This window comes from Serratia ureilytica, from assembly GCF_017309605.1.
Taxonomy (GTDB): domain Bacteria; phylum Pseudomonadota; class Gammaproteobacteria; order Enterobacterales; family Enterobacteriaceae; genus Serratia; species Serratia ureilytica.
Genome location: NZ_CP071320.1, coordinates 702083 through 716738, shown reverse-complemented (window position 1 = coordinate 716738; position 14656 = coordinate 702083). Strand labels below are relative to the sequence as shown.

Sequence of the window (14656 nt, the reverse complement as noted above, 5' to 3'; positions counted from 1 at the left end):
TCCCGTGACCGCGCAATAAAATGGCCCGCAGATGCGGGCCATTTTTTTCGTCTGAACGCCGCTTACTTGCGCAGCGCTTTCACCTGCTCGGCGGTGACGTCCGCCGGCAAACCGCCCCAGGTCACCCGCAGGTAATTCACCAGTTCCGCCACTTCAGCATCGCTCAGACGCTCGCCGAAGCCCGGCATACTCTGCATGCTTTCACCGTTCGGGAACTGCTGGGCCGGCAGGCCGTCCAGCACCGACACGATCAGGTTCTTGCCGTCCGCCTGGCGCAGCGTGGCGTTATCGCGCATCGCCGGTGCCACATGCGGTTTGCCCTCACCTTCGCGCGCATGGCAACCGGCGCACTGATCCAGATAGGTCATGCGCCCGGCATCGCTGCCCTGGCCCATTTTCACCGGCACCGCCGCCGGCGGCTGCTCGCCCATCAGATACAGCGCCAGCGCCTGATGATCTTCCGGCGTCAAATGACGGGTGCTGAGATCCACCACCATATGCATCTCACTGAAGGCCGAACCCTGCGGCGCGAGGCCAGTGCCGAGGAAGCGGCTGACGTCCTGCGGCGTCCAGCCGCGCTGCGCCAAGCCGTGCGGCGTAATGTCCGGCGCCATGAAGCGGCCGAGATCGCCGCCCTGCATCGGCTTGCCGAGATCCATCTGTCCCAGCGCGCCGCGCGGCGTGTGGCATTCGCCACAGTGGCCCAGCACGTCGGCCAGATAGCGGCCGCGCTGCCATTGCGGCGAGCTGCCCGGCGAACTGGCCGGCAGCGGATCCTGGCTGCGGAACAGCAGATTCCAGCCGATCAGCGCCATGCGCTGGTTGAACGGGAACGGCATCTCGTTGGCCGGAATGGCCACGTCCACCGCCGGGCGCGTCATCAGGTAAGCGTAGATGTCATCGGCGTCCTGACGCGAAATGCCCTTGTACGAGGTGTAAGGCATCGCCGGGTACAGGTGCCGTCCGCCCGGCGCCACGCCCTGCGTCAGCGCCAGGAAGAAGTCGTCCTTGCTCCAGCGCCCGATGCCGTGGTCGGCCGACGGCGTCAGGTTGCTGCCGTAAATCGTGCCGAACGGCGTGTCCAGCGGATAGCCGCCGGCCAACGGCGCCCCGTCGCTGGCGGTATGGCAGGCGGCGCAGTCGGCGGCCTGCGCCAGATAGCGGCCGCGCGCGATCTGTTCGGCGCTGGCGGTCACCTGCTGCACCGGGCCGTCGTAACGGCGGTTTTCCCGCCACCACAACAGCGCAATCACCACGATCGCCACCAGCACAATCAACATTGCGAGACGTTTTTTCATTGCGCCGTCTCCTTCAGCAGGCCCGGCGTTTTCAGCACCACGTCGCGCACCGCTTCGTAGTAGCGCACGTAGCCGGTGCAGCGGCAGATGTGGCTGTCCAGCGCCTGCTCGATGGCGTTCTCCAGCTGATCGCGGGCGATCGGTTCACGCTTGAGCTTTTCCACGAAGATGGTGGCGGCGTTGACGAAGCCCGGCGTGCAGTAGCCGCACTGGAAGCTGTAGTGCTCCAGAAACGCCTGCTGGATCGGCGACAGCTCAACCACCTCCCCCTGTTCGTCCACCCTGGCGTGGCCTTCGACGGTGCGCACTTTCTTGCCGTTGAAGAAATGCGCGCCGGTGATGCAGGTGCGCACCTCTTCGCTGGTGCCGCTCGGGTGATCGACAATAGCCACGCAGGCGTGGCAAATGCCCTGCCCGCAGCCGAGGCGCGAACCGGTCAAATCGAGATACTCGTGCAGGAAATCGATCATCATCAAGCCTTCCGGCACCTCGATCGGGCCGTACTGTTTCTCGTTGATGGTCAGGGAAATCGGCTGGGTTTTAATGCTCATTGTAATACCTCACGAATATTTTCTGCACGAACGGGCAAATCACGGAAACGGTGGCCGGTGGCGTCGGCAATGGCGTTGACCAGTGCGGCCACGATCGGGATCATCACCACTTCCGCCATGCCTTTCGGCGGATCGGTTTCCGACAGCGCCGGCAGGATGTCGCCGCTCTGTTTCCATACCGCCACGTCGCTGGCGCGCGGCAGGTGGTAACGGTTGAAGTTCCAGGTGCCGTTGCCCGGGCCGTCTTCGTACAGCGGTAAATATTCGTGCAGCGCATGGCCGATGCCCATCGCCAGCCCGCCCTGCAGTTGGCCGGAAACCAGTTCCGGCACGATCAGGTTGCCACACTCCATGATTGAGTGGTGATTCAGCAACTCCACCTGGCCGGTGGCGATATCCACCGCCACTTCCGCCAGCGTGCCGACGGCGCTGTAGTAGGTCACCGCCGCATTGTTGCGCTGGGTCGGCGGGTAGTAGACCTGCCCGCGCGCCAGCGGTTTGAATTCGCCGCCGGCGTTGCGCAGCGCCATGCCGTCGATCGGCAGGCGTTCGCTTTTGCCGTTCAACGTGAAATCGGCCTCCGCCCACTGCCAGCGGTTGAACACATGCACCGCCGCGCCGGTGACGCCGCCCATCTGATAAGCCGTCTTGGCCAGCAGCTCGAGGCTCAGCACCGACATGCCCGCCGCCGTCAGGCCGCCTTCGACCCAACGCGCATCTTCGCGCCGCACCACCAGCGGCGCCGCCTGGCCGCCGCCGATACCGGCCTGCCACAGCGCCATCGCCGCCGGCCACAGGCCGTGATCGAAGATCAGGCGCGCCGCTTCGCGGGTGCTGTGCGAGAAGTAATAGGCCGAGTTGCTGGCGCTCGACGGCGAACAGTAGCTCGGCGTCCAGTTGGGGTTGGTTTGCAGCTTATCCTGCTCTTCCTGCGACATCAGGTAAGGATCGCCGCTGGTGACCATCGGCAATACCGACCAGTCGGTGACCGAGAAGTGCGCTTCGTCGGCCGGTTTACCCAGCCACTGCGCGCACAATACCGACTGCGAGGTCGACATGCCGGTGCCCATCTCCGCGCCACTGTGATGCAGGGTGATGCGGCCGTCTTCGCTCAGCTCCACCCGGGCGAACGAGGTTTCCGCCCCGGTGCCGAAGTCTTTCTGCACGCAGCCGAAGCCGACGCCATAGCGCTTGCCGGGATGGCGGCTCTCAAACTCGGCCTTGCGTTCGGCGCGCTTAAGCCATATCTCATGCTTCGCCGCCTTTTCCAGTACTTCATCGGCGCGGATCGCACCGGCCGGGATCGCCCCCTGGGTGTTTTTCATGCCGGATTTCAGCACGTTGCGCAGGCGGAACTCGATCGGGTCAATCTTCAGCTCGGCAGCCAACTCATCCACCATCATCTCGGTGGCGGCCATGCTCTGCAGCGTGCCGTAACCGCGCGCCGAACCGGCGTCGATAGCGCGTGAAGCCAGCCCGACCGACGACAGATCGCTTTTCGGGAAGTAGTAAATCGACTGGGCGGCGGTTGCGCCGACCATCACCACCGAAGGGGTAAAGTTGCTGCGGCCGCCGCCGTCCGCGGTCATGTCACCGAGGAACGACTGCATGACGCCGGTCTGCTTATTCACCGCGATGCGGTAGTTCATGTCGAACGCGTGGCGCTTCAACGCCGTCTGGAACTGTTCGAAGCGATCGTTGGCCAGACGCACCGGGTGGCCGTCGCCATACATCGCCGCCACCGCGCCGTAATACGGGAAGTTGTAGTGGTCTTTCGAGCCGTAGCCCACGGTGTAGCACGGGTGCAGGATCAGCTGTTTCACCGGCGGATTGCGCTTGGCCAGCATGCGCGGCATCTCGTCGGCCACTTCCTGCGGCGACTGCGTCGGCACCACCAGATGCAGGGTTTGCGTCTCGGCGTCGAACCAGCCGTTGGCGTTGTCCGGCTCCAGCGCCGAGGTGTCGATCGACTGCGTGGTGTAGCGGCGCGACATTACCAGCCAGTCGGCCGGCGGATTCGCCAACTCGTCGGCGATCATCCCTGCATAGCGCATGCCCTCCTGATCCAGCTTGCCGCCCTCGCGCCCTTCCGGCCACACCGGCAGGTGTTTTTTCATCGACACCGGGAAGATCGGCGTGTCCTTCAGGCTGGAGAAGCGATCGTCGTCGAACGGTTGTTCTCCCCCCACCCGCACATAGCGGAAGCTGCCCCAGGGATCGCGCTCGAGCGGGCCGGTCACCGCGCCGTATTTGATGGTTTCTTCGCGGAATTTCAGCTTGTCCTTGGCGAAGCGGAAACGGGCGAAGTCGTGATAGATCAGGATCGCCACCGCCTGGCCGAGGTAGGCCGGGGTTTTGCCGCTCGGCAGCAGCATGTCGTCACCGTAGAACGCCGGAAAGGCCAGGCCGTCGCGCGCCAGATCTTCCGCCGTCACCAGGCGATCCGGCTGCAGATCGTCCCCCAACAGCGACAGATCGACCCCTTCGAACAACCGGTCGGCCTTGGTCACGCGCAGAATGAAGGCGTGCGCCTGTTTCTGCGGCCAGTGCGGCATGTCCACCGCGCGGATATCGCGCGCGAACACCTTCTGCCCCATGACCTTGGCGCGGCCGTCGATACGGAAACGCACGCGCTTGGCCTGCGGATCCCAATTGGGCGACTGGAGGATTTTTTGCTCGAACAGCGCGGCGTAGGCGCGGCTGTACAGGGGCGCGAGGTACACGGATACCCCCGCAATCACGGCGCTTTTGATAAAGCGACGCCGCGACGGGTTGAAATTGCTCATAAATAAGTCCTTCACGTCTTTCTTGTAATTGGTTTTTGTTCGCGGTGTTGTTGCGCAAACGCTGACGACCTTGCCGTAGACGTCATAAGCATATGCTTATAACTAAAATTATGTGATGATTAACAGGCTGTTTTCAACAAAAAAACATTTGCAAAACACATAAGGTTTGTACGCTAATAAATAATTTGCGCAAACGCGGGCTTGAACCATGATCACGGGCATCATTATTACCGCCGCCGGACGCGGGGAGCGCTTTATTCGGGCCGGCGGCCAGGGCAACAAACTGAACGCCGGGTTTGCCGATGCGGCGGGCGAGCGGCGTTCGCTGTTCGAACACACCCTGCGCCAGGCGCTGGCTTCCGAGCTGCCGGTGCAGGTGGTGACCCGTCCGGATAATCTGCCGGTGCTGGCAGCCTGCGCCGCCAATCAGGTGCCGGTTACCCTGCTCGCCAGCGCGGGCCTCGGCGACTCGATCGCCGCAGGCGTTGCGGCCACGCCGCACTGGCAAGGCTGGCTGATTCATCTGGCCGATATGCCGTTCGTCGGCGCCGATGTCTTCCGGCAGGTGGCGAGCGCCTTACGGCAACACGCGATCGTACGCCCCAGCTATGCGCAACAGCCCGGTCACCCGGTCGGCTTTTCCGCCCTATTGCGCAAACAACTTTGCCAACTGCGCGGCGATAATGGCGCCCGTGGGCTGCTGCAAGGCGCAGCGGTGCACCTGCTGCCGCTTGAACACCCCGGCGTCGTGCGGGATATTGATCTTCCATCGCAACTCCCGGCCAGCGAGTAAATTCACCTATGCAACATCTTGATGTCACCGTGGTCAGCCAGGCGATAAGCTGGCTGCAACAACAGCCGGTCTGGTTATGCACCGTGCTCAGCACCTATGGCTCTTCGCCGCGGTCGCCGGGCGCGTTGATGGCCGCGACCCGCGACGGCCGCTACAGCGGCTCATTGTCGGGCGGGTGCGTGGAGGAGGACTTTCTGCGGCGCGTGGCCGCCGGGGAGTATCAGGCGGCCAGCCAAGTGATCCGCTACGGCGAAGGCGGCATGACGCCCAATGTGGCGCTGCCGTGCGGCGGCGTGCTGGACGTGCTGATCGAGTATCTGCCGGCGGGAGAAGCCAGCGTCGCTTACCTGCGGCGCATCGCCGGCGCGCTGGAAGGGCATCATGCGTTGCTCAAACGCCTGACGTTGCCCAACGCCTGCCATAGCCTTGAGCAGAGCCATTTCACCAGCGCCACTCAGGTTGAACGCCGGCTCGAACAGATTACCCTGCATATCGCGGCCGCGCCGCGCCTGCTGATCGCCGGGCTGTCCAGCGTGGCGCTGTACTGCGCCGATTTCGCCGTAGCGCTGGGGTTTGAGGTGCTGGTGTGCGAGAACCGCCCGGAGGCGCTGGATAACTTCGCCGCCGAGTTAAAACCGGGCGTGACGCTGCTGCGCCAGTTTCCGGCCAAGTTCATTGAGGACGGCGGTTGCCACGCCAATACCGCCGTCGTGGCGCTGACCCACGATCCGCGTATGGACGATCTAACGCTGATGGAAGCGATCCACACTCCGGCGTTTTACATCGGCGCCATGGGATCGCTGAGAAACAGCGCGCGGCGGCGCCAGCGGTTGCAGCAGATTGCCGAATTCACGCCGCAGGAGTTGGAACGCATCCATGCGCCGATCGGCCTGCCGCTGGGCAGCAAAACGCCGGCGGAGATCGCCCTGGCGGTGATGGCGGCGATCGTGCAGCAGAAAAACCGGCGGCCGGCCGCCGACGGGATCAGTGCAGCGGCACCACCGGCACCAGATGCTGCAGCTCCAGATGCAGCTCCTCTTTCCCGCTCAGCGAATAGCTGAACACCGTCATGTCCGGCCCGTCACCGCGGGCCAGCCCCATTTCGGGCAGCACCTGCGTGTAAATTTTAATGATGTGATCATTGAGCGCCACCGGCTTGCCGGAATAGCGAAAACGGCAAAACTCGCCGTGGATCTCCGGCAGCGGCTCCAGCGCCACGCCTTCACGCAACGGGTAGTCCGTCGTCACGCCCAGGGTATAGTCGACCCTGACCCGCTCGCCGTCCGGCACCAGTTGGGTAAACGAATAGGTTTGTGCCGGGCGCTCGCCCAACAAGGTGTAAAACTGCGCCCGCAGCGCGCTGCGCTGCGGCAGATGCGACTTATCCAACCTCTCTATGTCCAGGTGGTAAGCGTACTGCTTGCCGTGAAAAGCGTATTGCCCTCTGGCGATGCTGACGCGTTCAACCTCAATATCGCCGGGCTGGCTGGCCGCGAGTGAACGCACCAGATTGCTGAAGTCCTGTTTGCGGGCATGACGATAAACGCTGGGCGACTCGGCGAAGTGTTTCTTGAAACAGCGCGAGAACGTCTGCTGATTATCGAATTGATATTCAACCGAAATGTCCAGAATGCTCTTCTGCGTGAAGCGCAAGGCGAAGGCGGCGAGGTAGAGGCGACGAGCGCGGATGTAGGAGGCTAACGACAATCCGGTCTGCTTCTTGAACATGCGCTGCAGGTACCATTTCGTATAGCCTGACTTGGCGGAAACGATATCCAACGACAGCGGATTGGTCAGGTTGTCTTCAATCCAGACCAGCAATTCCCTGATGTGACTTTCCTGCGTACCCATGTGCTTGCCGAACCTTATGTTACCGATATTCCATTAGTCGAATTTTAGTGCTATCCGCGTAGGGTATACAGGTTAAAACTCGCCGTCCAGCAAGCTACAGGACTTTACACAGTCCCCCTTCACCGCCCGCGAGCGGCGAAGGGGGCAACGCTTATTTCAGGCAGCTGCCGCATTGGCCGGCCTGGATCTTCTGGAAGAAGTCATTGCCTTTGTCATCCACCAGGATAAACGCCGGGAAATCTTCCACTTCGATTTTCCAGATCGCTTCCATGCCCAATTCAGGGTACTCCACGCACTCCAGGCTCTTGATGCTCTGCTGCGCCAGCACCGCCGCCGGGCCGCCGATGCTGCCGAGGTAGAAGCCGCCGTGCTTGTGGCAGGCATCCGTCACCTGCTGGCTGCGGTTGCCTTTCGCCAGCATGATCATGCTGCCGCCGTGAGATTGCAGCAGATCGACGTAGGAATCCATACGCCCGGCGGTAGTCGGCCCCAAGGAACCGGACGCATAGCCTTCCGGCGTTTTAGCCGGGCCGGCGTAGTAGATCGGGTGATCCTTGACGTACTGCGGCAGGCCCTCACCGCGATCCAGGCGCTCTTTCAGCTTGGCGTGCGCGATATCGCGGCCAACGATGATGGTGCCGCTCAGCGACAGGCGGGTGGAAACCGGGTACTGCGACAGCTGTTTGAGGATCTCGGCCATCGGACGGTTGAGATCGACCTTGATCGCCTCGCCTTCCCCGGCCTGGCGCAGCTCCTGAGGAATGAATTTACCCGGATTGTGCTCCAGTTTTTCCAGCCAGATGCCGTCGCGGTTAATCTTGCCTTTGATGTTGCGGTCCGCCGAGCAGGAAACGCCCATGCCGACCGGGCAGGAGGCGCCGTGGCGCGGCAGACGCACGACGCGGATATCGTGCGCGAAGTATTTGCCGCCGAACTGCGCGCCCAGCCCCAGGTTCTGCGCTTCTTGCAGCAGTTCAGCTTCGAGTTCCAGATCGCGGAACGCCTGACCATGCTCGTTGCCTTCGGTCGGCAGGCCATCGTAATACTTGGTCGAGGCCAGTTTGACGGTTTTCAGCGTCGCTTCCGCCGAGGTGCCGCCGATGACGAACGCCACGTGGTACGGCGGGCAGGCCGCAGTGCCCAGCGTGCGCATCTTGTCGACCAGGTAGTTTTTCAGCTTGCCCGGCGACAGCAGCGCCTTGGTTTCCTGATACAGATAGGTTTTGTTGGCTGAACCGCCGCCCTTGGCGATGCACAAGAACTTGTATTCTTCGCCGTCAACGCTGTAGAGATCGATCTGCGCCGGCAGGTTGCTGCCGGTATTGACCTCTTTGTACATATCCAGCGCGGCGTTCTGCGAATAGCGCAGGTTCTCTTCGATGTAGGTGTTGTACACCCCACGCGACAACGCTTCTTCATCGCCGCCACCGGTCCAGACGCGCTGGCCCTTTTTGCCGACGATGATCGCCGTGCCGGTGTCCTGGCAGGTCGGTAAAATACCCTTGGCGGCGATTTCTGAGTTACGCAGAAATTGCAGCGCAACGTACTTGTCGTTTTCGCTGGCGTCCGGATCTTTGAGGATATCGGCCACCTGCTGTTGGTGTGCCGGGCGCAGCATGAACGACGCGTCGTGGAACGCATGCTGGGCAAGCAGGGTTAACGCTTCAGGGGCAACTTTCAGTATTTCCTGGCCTTCAAACTCGCTCACGGAAACGTGGTCGCGGCTCAGCAGGTAATATTCGGTATCGTCTTTCTTCAGCGGGAACGGATCTTGATAGTGGAACGGTTTATTCGACATTGATCTCTCACTTGCAACATCAGCTGCGTTAAATTCACACTTGCGGCGCGCGAGGCGGCGCCTTGTCAAAAAACTGCCTTCACCTTACGTATTTTTAATCAGTCAGTTATTGCGCCAAATCGCAAAATAACCGCTCTTTGCGTAAGGGATTGCCACAGGCGGCGTTTCAACCTTGCTCGGTGAGAACTGCGGGTACAGGCTCATCATGCACGCTTTATTATCCCGCAGTTAACACATTGATTACAATCCATCGGTGGCGATCGCTTTATCAATGTGGCGAAAAAGCGCCGGATGCGATTTGCGCCGGTGCGTATTGTCAGCCGCCGCGCCATTGCTTAAGCTAGCCGCAATGAACAAACCGAGAATCCCCATCGCGCTGCAACAAGCGGTGATGCGCTGCCTGCGAGAAAAGCTGCAGTTGGCCCGCCGGCATTTTGCCGTCGAGTTCCCCGAACCCAGCATCGTCTACCAGCAACGCGGCACCAGCGCGGGCACCGCCTGGCTGCAAAGCTGGGAAATCCGCCTGAACCCGGTGCTGCTGCTGGAAAACCAACAGCCGTTTATCGATGAAGTGGTGCCGCACGAACTGGCGCACCTGCTGGTGTTTCGCCAATTCGGCCGGGTGGCGCCGCACGGCCGCGAATGGCGCTGGATGATGGAAAGCGTGCTGCTGACGCCCGCCAGCCGCACTCACCGTTTCGAAACCGCCTCGGTGCAAAGCAAGACCTTCCCCTACCGCTGCGCCTGTGGGCAGCACCAGCTCACCATTCGCCGCCATAACCGCGTGCTGCGCGGCGAAAGCGAATACCGCTGCCGCCGGTGCGGCGAAAAACTGAAATTTCTTGCTAGCGAGAACCTTTAGTTAAACGATTTATACGTTAAAACAAGCAAATATCGCCATTTGCCACTACCGGCAAGTTCCGTTACCCTGCCTGCTTTTCCAATTTTGAGCTGTTTTGGAATATGCTTCGCAGAATTTTGTTTATGGCGGTTTTCGCCGCAGGCGCCGTACAGGCGCACGGCATCAATAACTTCTCTCAGGCCAAAGCGGCGGCGGCCAAGATTAACCGGGATGCGCCGGGCAGCTTTTACTGCGGCTGCCGCATCGACTGGCAAGGCAAGAAGGGCATCCCGGATCTCGCCGGCTGCGGCTATCAGGTGCGTAAAAACGCCCAGCGCGCGCAGCGCATCGAGTGGGAACACGTGGTGCCGGCCTGGCAGTTCGGCCACCAACTGCAGTGCTGGCAAGACGGCGGACGCAAAAACTGCAATAAGGACGCCACCTATCGCCAGATAGAAACCGATCTGCACAACCTGCAGCCGGCGATCGGCGAAGTGAACGGCGACCGCAACAACTTCATGTACAGCCAATGGAACGGCGGCGCAGGCCAATACGGGCAGTGCCCAATGAAGGTGGACTTCAAGAATAAACAGGCGGAGCCGCCCGCCCGCGCCCGCGGCGCCATTGCCCGCACCTACTTCTACATGCGCGATCGCTACCAGCTGCGGCTGTCACGCCAGCAAACCCAACTGTTCGAGGTGTGGAACCGGCAATATCCGGTGAGCCAATGGGAATGTCAGCGTGAAGCACGTATCGCCAAGGTGCAGGGCAACCACAACCCCTATATTCAACAGGCTTGTCAGCAGCGGAAAAGCTAACCTACTATAGCCTTTATCTTTCATGGCGCCGCCAACCCGCGGCGCCGTTTCGTCAGGATCAGACTACCCATGCGCATACCCCGCATTTACCATCCGCAGCCGTTGACCGACCGGGCGGAGATCGCCCTCAGCGAGGACGCCGCCAACCACGTCGGGCGCGTGCTGCGCATGAGCGCCGGCCAGGCGCTGCAGCTGTTCGACGGCAGCAACCAGGTGTTCGACGCCGAGATAGTCCGGGTGGACAAAAAGAGCGTGCTGGTGCGCCTTGGCGACGCCCGCGTGGAGGACATCGAATCGCCGCTCAACCTGCATCTGGGCCAGGTGATCTCGCGCGGCGAGAAGATGGAGTTCACCATCCAGAAATCCATCGAGCTGGGCGTCAACGTCATCACCCCGCTGTTTTCCGAGCGCTGCGGCGTCAAGTTGGACGGCGAGCGTCTGGCGAAGAAAATCCAACAATGGCAGAAGATCGCCATCGCCGCCTGCGAACAGTGCGGACGCAACCGCATTCCCGAAATCCGCGAGGCGATGTCGCTGGAGGCCTGGTGCGCCGAGCAGGACGGCAGCCTGAAACTCAACCTGCACCCGCGCGCCAGCCACAGCATCAACACGCTGCCGCAGCCGGTAGACCGCGTTCGCCTGCTGATCGGCCCGGAAGGCGGTTTGTCCGCCGACGAAATCGCCATGACCACCGACCACGGATTTACTGATATTCTGCTGGGACCACGCGTTCTGCGTACCGAAACCACAGCGCTCACCGCCATTACCGCTCTGCAGGTCCGCTTCGGCGACCTGGGTTAAAGGAGAAAAGATGATTAAGCTCGGCATCGTGATGGATCCTATCGATTCCATCAACATCAAGAAAGACACCAGCTTCGCTATGCTGCTCGAAGCGCAGCGCCGCGGTTACGAATTGCACTACATGGAGATGAACGATCTCTATCTGCACGCCGGTGACGGGCGCGCCCGCACCCGCCTGCTGAGCGTGAAGGAAGACAAGGAGAGCTGGTTCAGCTTCGGCGCCGAGCAGGATCTGGCGCTGCACGATCTGGACGTGATCCTGATGCGCAAGGATCCGCCGTTCGATACCGAATACATCTACGCGACCTACATTCTGGAACGCGCCGAAGTCAAAGGCACGCTGGTGGTCAACAAGCCGCAAAGCCTGCGTGACTGCAACGAGAAGCTGTTCACCGCCTGGTTCTCGGAACTGACGCCGGATACGCTGGTCAGCCGCAGCGCCGCGCACATCCGCAAATTCCACCAGCAGCACGGCGACGTCATCCTGAAGCCGCTGGATGGCATGGGCGGCGCGTCTATCTTCCGCGTGAAGCAGGACGATCCTAACCTGTCGGTGATCATCGAAACCCTGACCGAACACGGCAGCCGTTTCTGCATGGCGCAGAACTTCCTGCCGGCGATCAAGGACGGCGACAAACGCATTCTGGTCGTCGACGGCGAGCCGGTGCCTTACTGCCTGGCGCGCATTCCGGCGCAGGGCGAGACCCGTGGCAACCTGGCGGCCGGCGGCCGCGGCGAAGCGCGTCCGCTGAGCGAGAGCGACTGGAAAATCGCCCGCGCTGTCGCGCCGACGCTGAAAGAGAAAGGGCTGATCTTCGTCGGCCTGGACGTGATCGGCGATCGCCTGACCGAAATCAACGTGACCAGCCCAACCTGCGCGCGCGAAATTGAGGCGGCATTCCCGATCTCGATTACCGGCATGCTGATGGACGCGATTGAAAAGCGCCTGGCGGCGAAGTAATGCGTCATGCGGGCGGCCTGCCGCCCGCTATCCTGCATCGCGCCCGCCAAAGCACGCCTTTGAACGCGGCTTGAAAGGCGGCGGGTATAGCCGCATACTGGCGGCTGTTTATTTTCTCACCCATTGATTACCTTATACTAACGCCATGAATTTACAGCACCATTTTCTGATCGCCATGCCAACGCTGCAGGATCCTCGCTTCAAGCGCTCGGTGATTTACATTTGCGAGCACAATGAAGAAGGCGCCATGGGTTTGGTGATCAATAAACCGGTGGAGCAGTTCACGGTAGCCACGGTGCTGAGCAAGCTGAAGATCATGCCGCCTGCGCGCGATCCGGCCATCAGCCTGGACAAGCCGGTGTTCGCCGGCGGCCCCCTGGCGGACGATCGCGGATTTATCCTGCATACGCCGCGCCACGGCTTTGGCGCCAGCATTCAAATTTCCCCCAACACCATGATCACCACCTCGAAAGACGTGCTGGAAACGCTCGGCACGCCGGAGCAACCGGACGACGTGCTGGTGGCGCTGGGTTATGCGGGTTGGGAAAAGGGCCAGTTGGAGCAGGAAGTATTGGAAAACGCCTGGCTGACCATCGAAGCCAACACCGACATTTTGTTCCGCACGCCGATCGCCAGCCGCTGGCGCGAGGCGGGGAACCTTTTGGGTATCGACATTCGCAGCATCGCCAACCACGCAGGACACGCCTGATGAGTAACCGCACCATTATCGCCTTCGACTTTGGCACCAAAAGCATCGGCGCGGCCGTCGGCCAGGAGTTGACCGGCAGCGCCCGCGCCCTGCCGGCTTTCAAAGCGCAGGACGGTTCGCCGGACTGGCTGAAAATCGAAAAACTGCTGAAGGAGTGGCAGCCGGATTTGGTGGTGGTCGGCCTGCCGCTGAACATGGACGGCACCGAACAGCCCGTTACCGCCCAGGCGCGCAAGTTCGCCAACCGCCTGCACGGCCGCTTCGGCATCCAGATCGATCTGCATGACGAGCGTCTGAGCACCGTGGAGGCGCGCGCCAACCTGTTCGATCGCGGCGGCTTCCGCGCGCTTGATAAAGGCAGCGTGGATTCCGCCTCCGCGGTGGTTATCCTCGAAAGCTGGTTCGAACGGCAGCTGGGCTAAACGCCCGTTCCCTCCCCCGCGCAGTCCCCCAACACACCGGCGTCGATCCGCTGCTGCAAACCTTGCTCAAAGGTTTGCATGCCGGACTGCGCGCCGGTTTGCAACACGCTCGCCAACTGATGCGTTTTCCCTTCACGGATCAGGTTGCTGACCGCCGCCGTCGCCGTCAGCACTTCAAAGATCGCCACTCGTCCGCCGCCGGGGCGCCTCATCAGCTTTTGCGCGATCACCGCTTGCAGGCTGCCCGCCAGCTGGGCGCGCACGTAGGGTTTCTCTTCCGCCGGAAACACGTCCACCAGCCGTTCTACCGCCTGCGGCGCGCTGCGGGTATGCAGCGTCGCCAGCACCAGGTGGCCGGTCTCCGCCGCAGTGAGCGCCAGCCGGATGGTGGCGGTATCGCGCAGCTCGCCCAGCAGGATCACATCCGGATCTTCGCGCAGCGCGGCGCGCAACGCCGCATCGAAGCTGTGGCTGTCGCGGCCGATCTCCCGCTGCTGGATCAGCGATCGCCGGCTGCAATGCAGGAACTCGATCGGATCTTCCAGCGTCAAAATATGCCGCTGCTGGTGCCGGTTGATCTCGTCGATCATCGCCGCCAGCGTGGTGGACTTGCCGCTGCCGGTGGCGCCGGTGACCAGGATCAATCCGTCGGCGCGCCGCAGCAGCGCCGGGACGATGGCCGGCGCCGCCAGCTCGGCAAGCGAAGGCGATTGCCCGGCGATACGCCGCAACGCGAGAGAAATCCCCGCGCTTTGTTGAAAAACGTTGGCGCGCAACCGCTCCCCGCTCGGCCTGTGCAACGCCAGATCGACCTGCCCCAGCCGCCGCAGGCTCTCGCGCTGCTGCGCATTCAGCAATCCATCGCAGAGGGCCTGCGCGCCTTGCGCCGTCAGCGTTGGCGCCGCCGCCAGCGGCTGCAGTTCACCGTCGATGCGCAACATCGGCGGATGACCGGCACAAAGGTGCAGATCGGAAGCATTATGCTTTACACTAAGGGCCACGAATTCATCGATATCCATATCACTCT

Annotated in this window: 14 protein-coding genes; 8 read left to right on the top strand and 6 right to left on the bottom strand. The window is 62.0% G+C overall.

Features of this window, described 5'->3' with window-relative positions:
- Positions 1–62 precede the first annotated feature (62 nt).
- The 3 genes from J0X03_RS03310 to J0X03_RS03300 are packed head-to-tail and all read right to left on the bottom strand — an operon-like array spanning position 63 to position 4635.
- Positions 63–1298, bottom strand: a complete 1236-nt coding sequence (locus J0X03_RS03310) for a cytochrome c (RefSeq protein ID WP_160204563.1) — start codon at positions 1296–1298, stop codon at positions 63–65.
- On the bottom strand, positions 1295–1849 hold the full coding sequence (locus J0X03_RS03305; RefSeq protein WP_015379038.1) for a (2Fe-2S)-binding protein: 555 nt from the start codon (positions 1847–1849) through the stop codon (positions 1295–1297). Before J0X03_RS03305 ends, J0X03_RS03310 begins: the two co-directional genes overlap by 4 nt.
- Positions 1846–4635, bottom strand: a complete 2790-nt coding sequence (locus J0X03_RS03300; protein ID WP_160204564.1) for a xanthine dehydrogenase family protein molybdopterin-binding subunit — start codon at positions 4633–4635, stop codon at positions 1846–1848. The genes J0X03_RS03305 and J0X03_RS03300 overlap by 4 nt, the downstream gene beginning before the upstream one ends.
- Before the next feature lie 208 nt (positions 4636–4843).
- Between J0X03_RS03300 and J0X03_RS03295 the strand changes: the two genes are divergently transcribed.
- Positions 4844–5428, top strand: a complete 585-nt coding sequence (locus J0X03_RS03295; RefSeq protein WP_103101302.1) for a nucleotidyltransferase family protein — start codon at positions 4844–4846, stop codon at positions 5426–5428.
- Positions 5429–5436: 8 nt separating this feature from the next.
- Positions 5437–6489, top strand: a complete 1053-nt coding sequence (locus J0X03_RS03290; protein WP_160204565.1) for an XdhC family protein — start codon at positions 5437–5439, stop codon at positions 6487–6489.
- On the opposite strand, the gene J0X03_RS03285 is transcribed toward J0X03_RS03290, so the two are convergent.
- Together J0X03_RS03285 and fumA are read right to left on the bottom strand one after the other, a co-directional pair.
- Positions 6413–7279, bottom strand: coding sequence for a helix-turn-helix domain-containing protein (locus J0X03_RS03285; RefSeq protein WP_160204566.1), 867 nt, complete (start codon positions 7277–7279; stop codon positions 6413–6415). The genes J0X03_RS03290 and J0X03_RS03285 overlap by 77 nt on opposite strands.
- A 151-nt stretch (positions 7280–7430) precedes the next feature.
- Complete coding sequence (gene fumA / locus J0X03_RS03280; RefSeq protein WP_160204567.1) at positions 7431–9077, bottom strand: class I fumarate hydratase FumA; 1647 nt, start codon at positions 9075–9077, stop codon at positions 7431–7433.
- Positions 9078–9426: 349 nt separating this feature from the next.
- Here fumA and J0X03_RS03275 point away from each other — a divergent pair, with 349 nt between their 5' ends.
- From J0X03_RS03275 to ruvX, 6 genes are all read left to right on the top strand, one after another.
- Complete coding sequence (locus J0X03_RS03275; RefSeq protein ID WP_033644682.1) at positions 9427–9939, top strand: SprT family zinc-dependent metalloprotease; 513 nt, start codon at positions 9427–9429, stop codon at positions 9937–9939.
- A 101-nt stretch (positions 9940–10040) separates the two neighbouring features.
- Positions 10041–10736, top strand: coding sequence for a deoxyribonuclease I (gene endA / locus J0X03_RS03270; protein ID WP_033644681.1), 696 nt, complete (start codon positions 10041–10043; stop codon positions 10734–10736).
- Between the two features lie 69 nt (positions 10737–10805).
- Positions 10806–11537, top strand: coding sequence for a 16S rRNA (uracil(1498)-N(3))-methyltransferase (gene rsmE / locus J0X03_RS03265; RefSeq protein WP_033644679.1), 732 nt, complete (start codon positions 10806–10808; stop codon positions 11535–11537).
- A 10-nt stretch (positions 11538–11547) separates the two neighbouring features.
- Positions 11548–12498, top strand: a complete 951-nt coding sequence (gshB, locus tag J0X03_RS03260) for a glutathione synthase (protein WP_033644677.1) — start codon at positions 11548–11550, stop codon at positions 12496–12498.
- Between the two features lie 145 nt (positions 12499–12643).
- A complete protein-coding gene (locus J0X03_RS03255) occupies positions 12644–13207 on the top strand; it encodes a YqgE/AlgH family protein (protein ID WP_004937452.1) in 564 nt (187 codons plus the stop codon).
- The gene (gene ruvX, locus J0X03_RS03250) at positions 13207–13629 is read left to right on the top strand and encodes a Holliday junction resolvase RuvX (RefSeq protein WP_015379046.1); all 423 of its coding nucleotides are present in this window, start codon (positions 13207–13209) and stop codon (positions 13627–13629) included. Before J0X03_RS03255 ends, ruvX begins: the two co-directional genes overlap by 1 nt.
- Here the strand turns inward: ruvX and J0X03_RS03245 are convergent.
- Complete coding sequence (locus tag J0X03_RS03245; RefSeq protein ID WP_047573684.1) at positions 13626–14648, bottom strand: type IV pilus twitching motility protein PilT; 1023 nt, start codon at positions 14646–14648, stop codon at positions 13626–13628. The two genes, ruvX and J0X03_RS03245, sit on opposite strands and share 4 nt — an antisense overlap.
- Between the last annotated feature and the right edge of the window lie 8 nt (positions 14649–14656).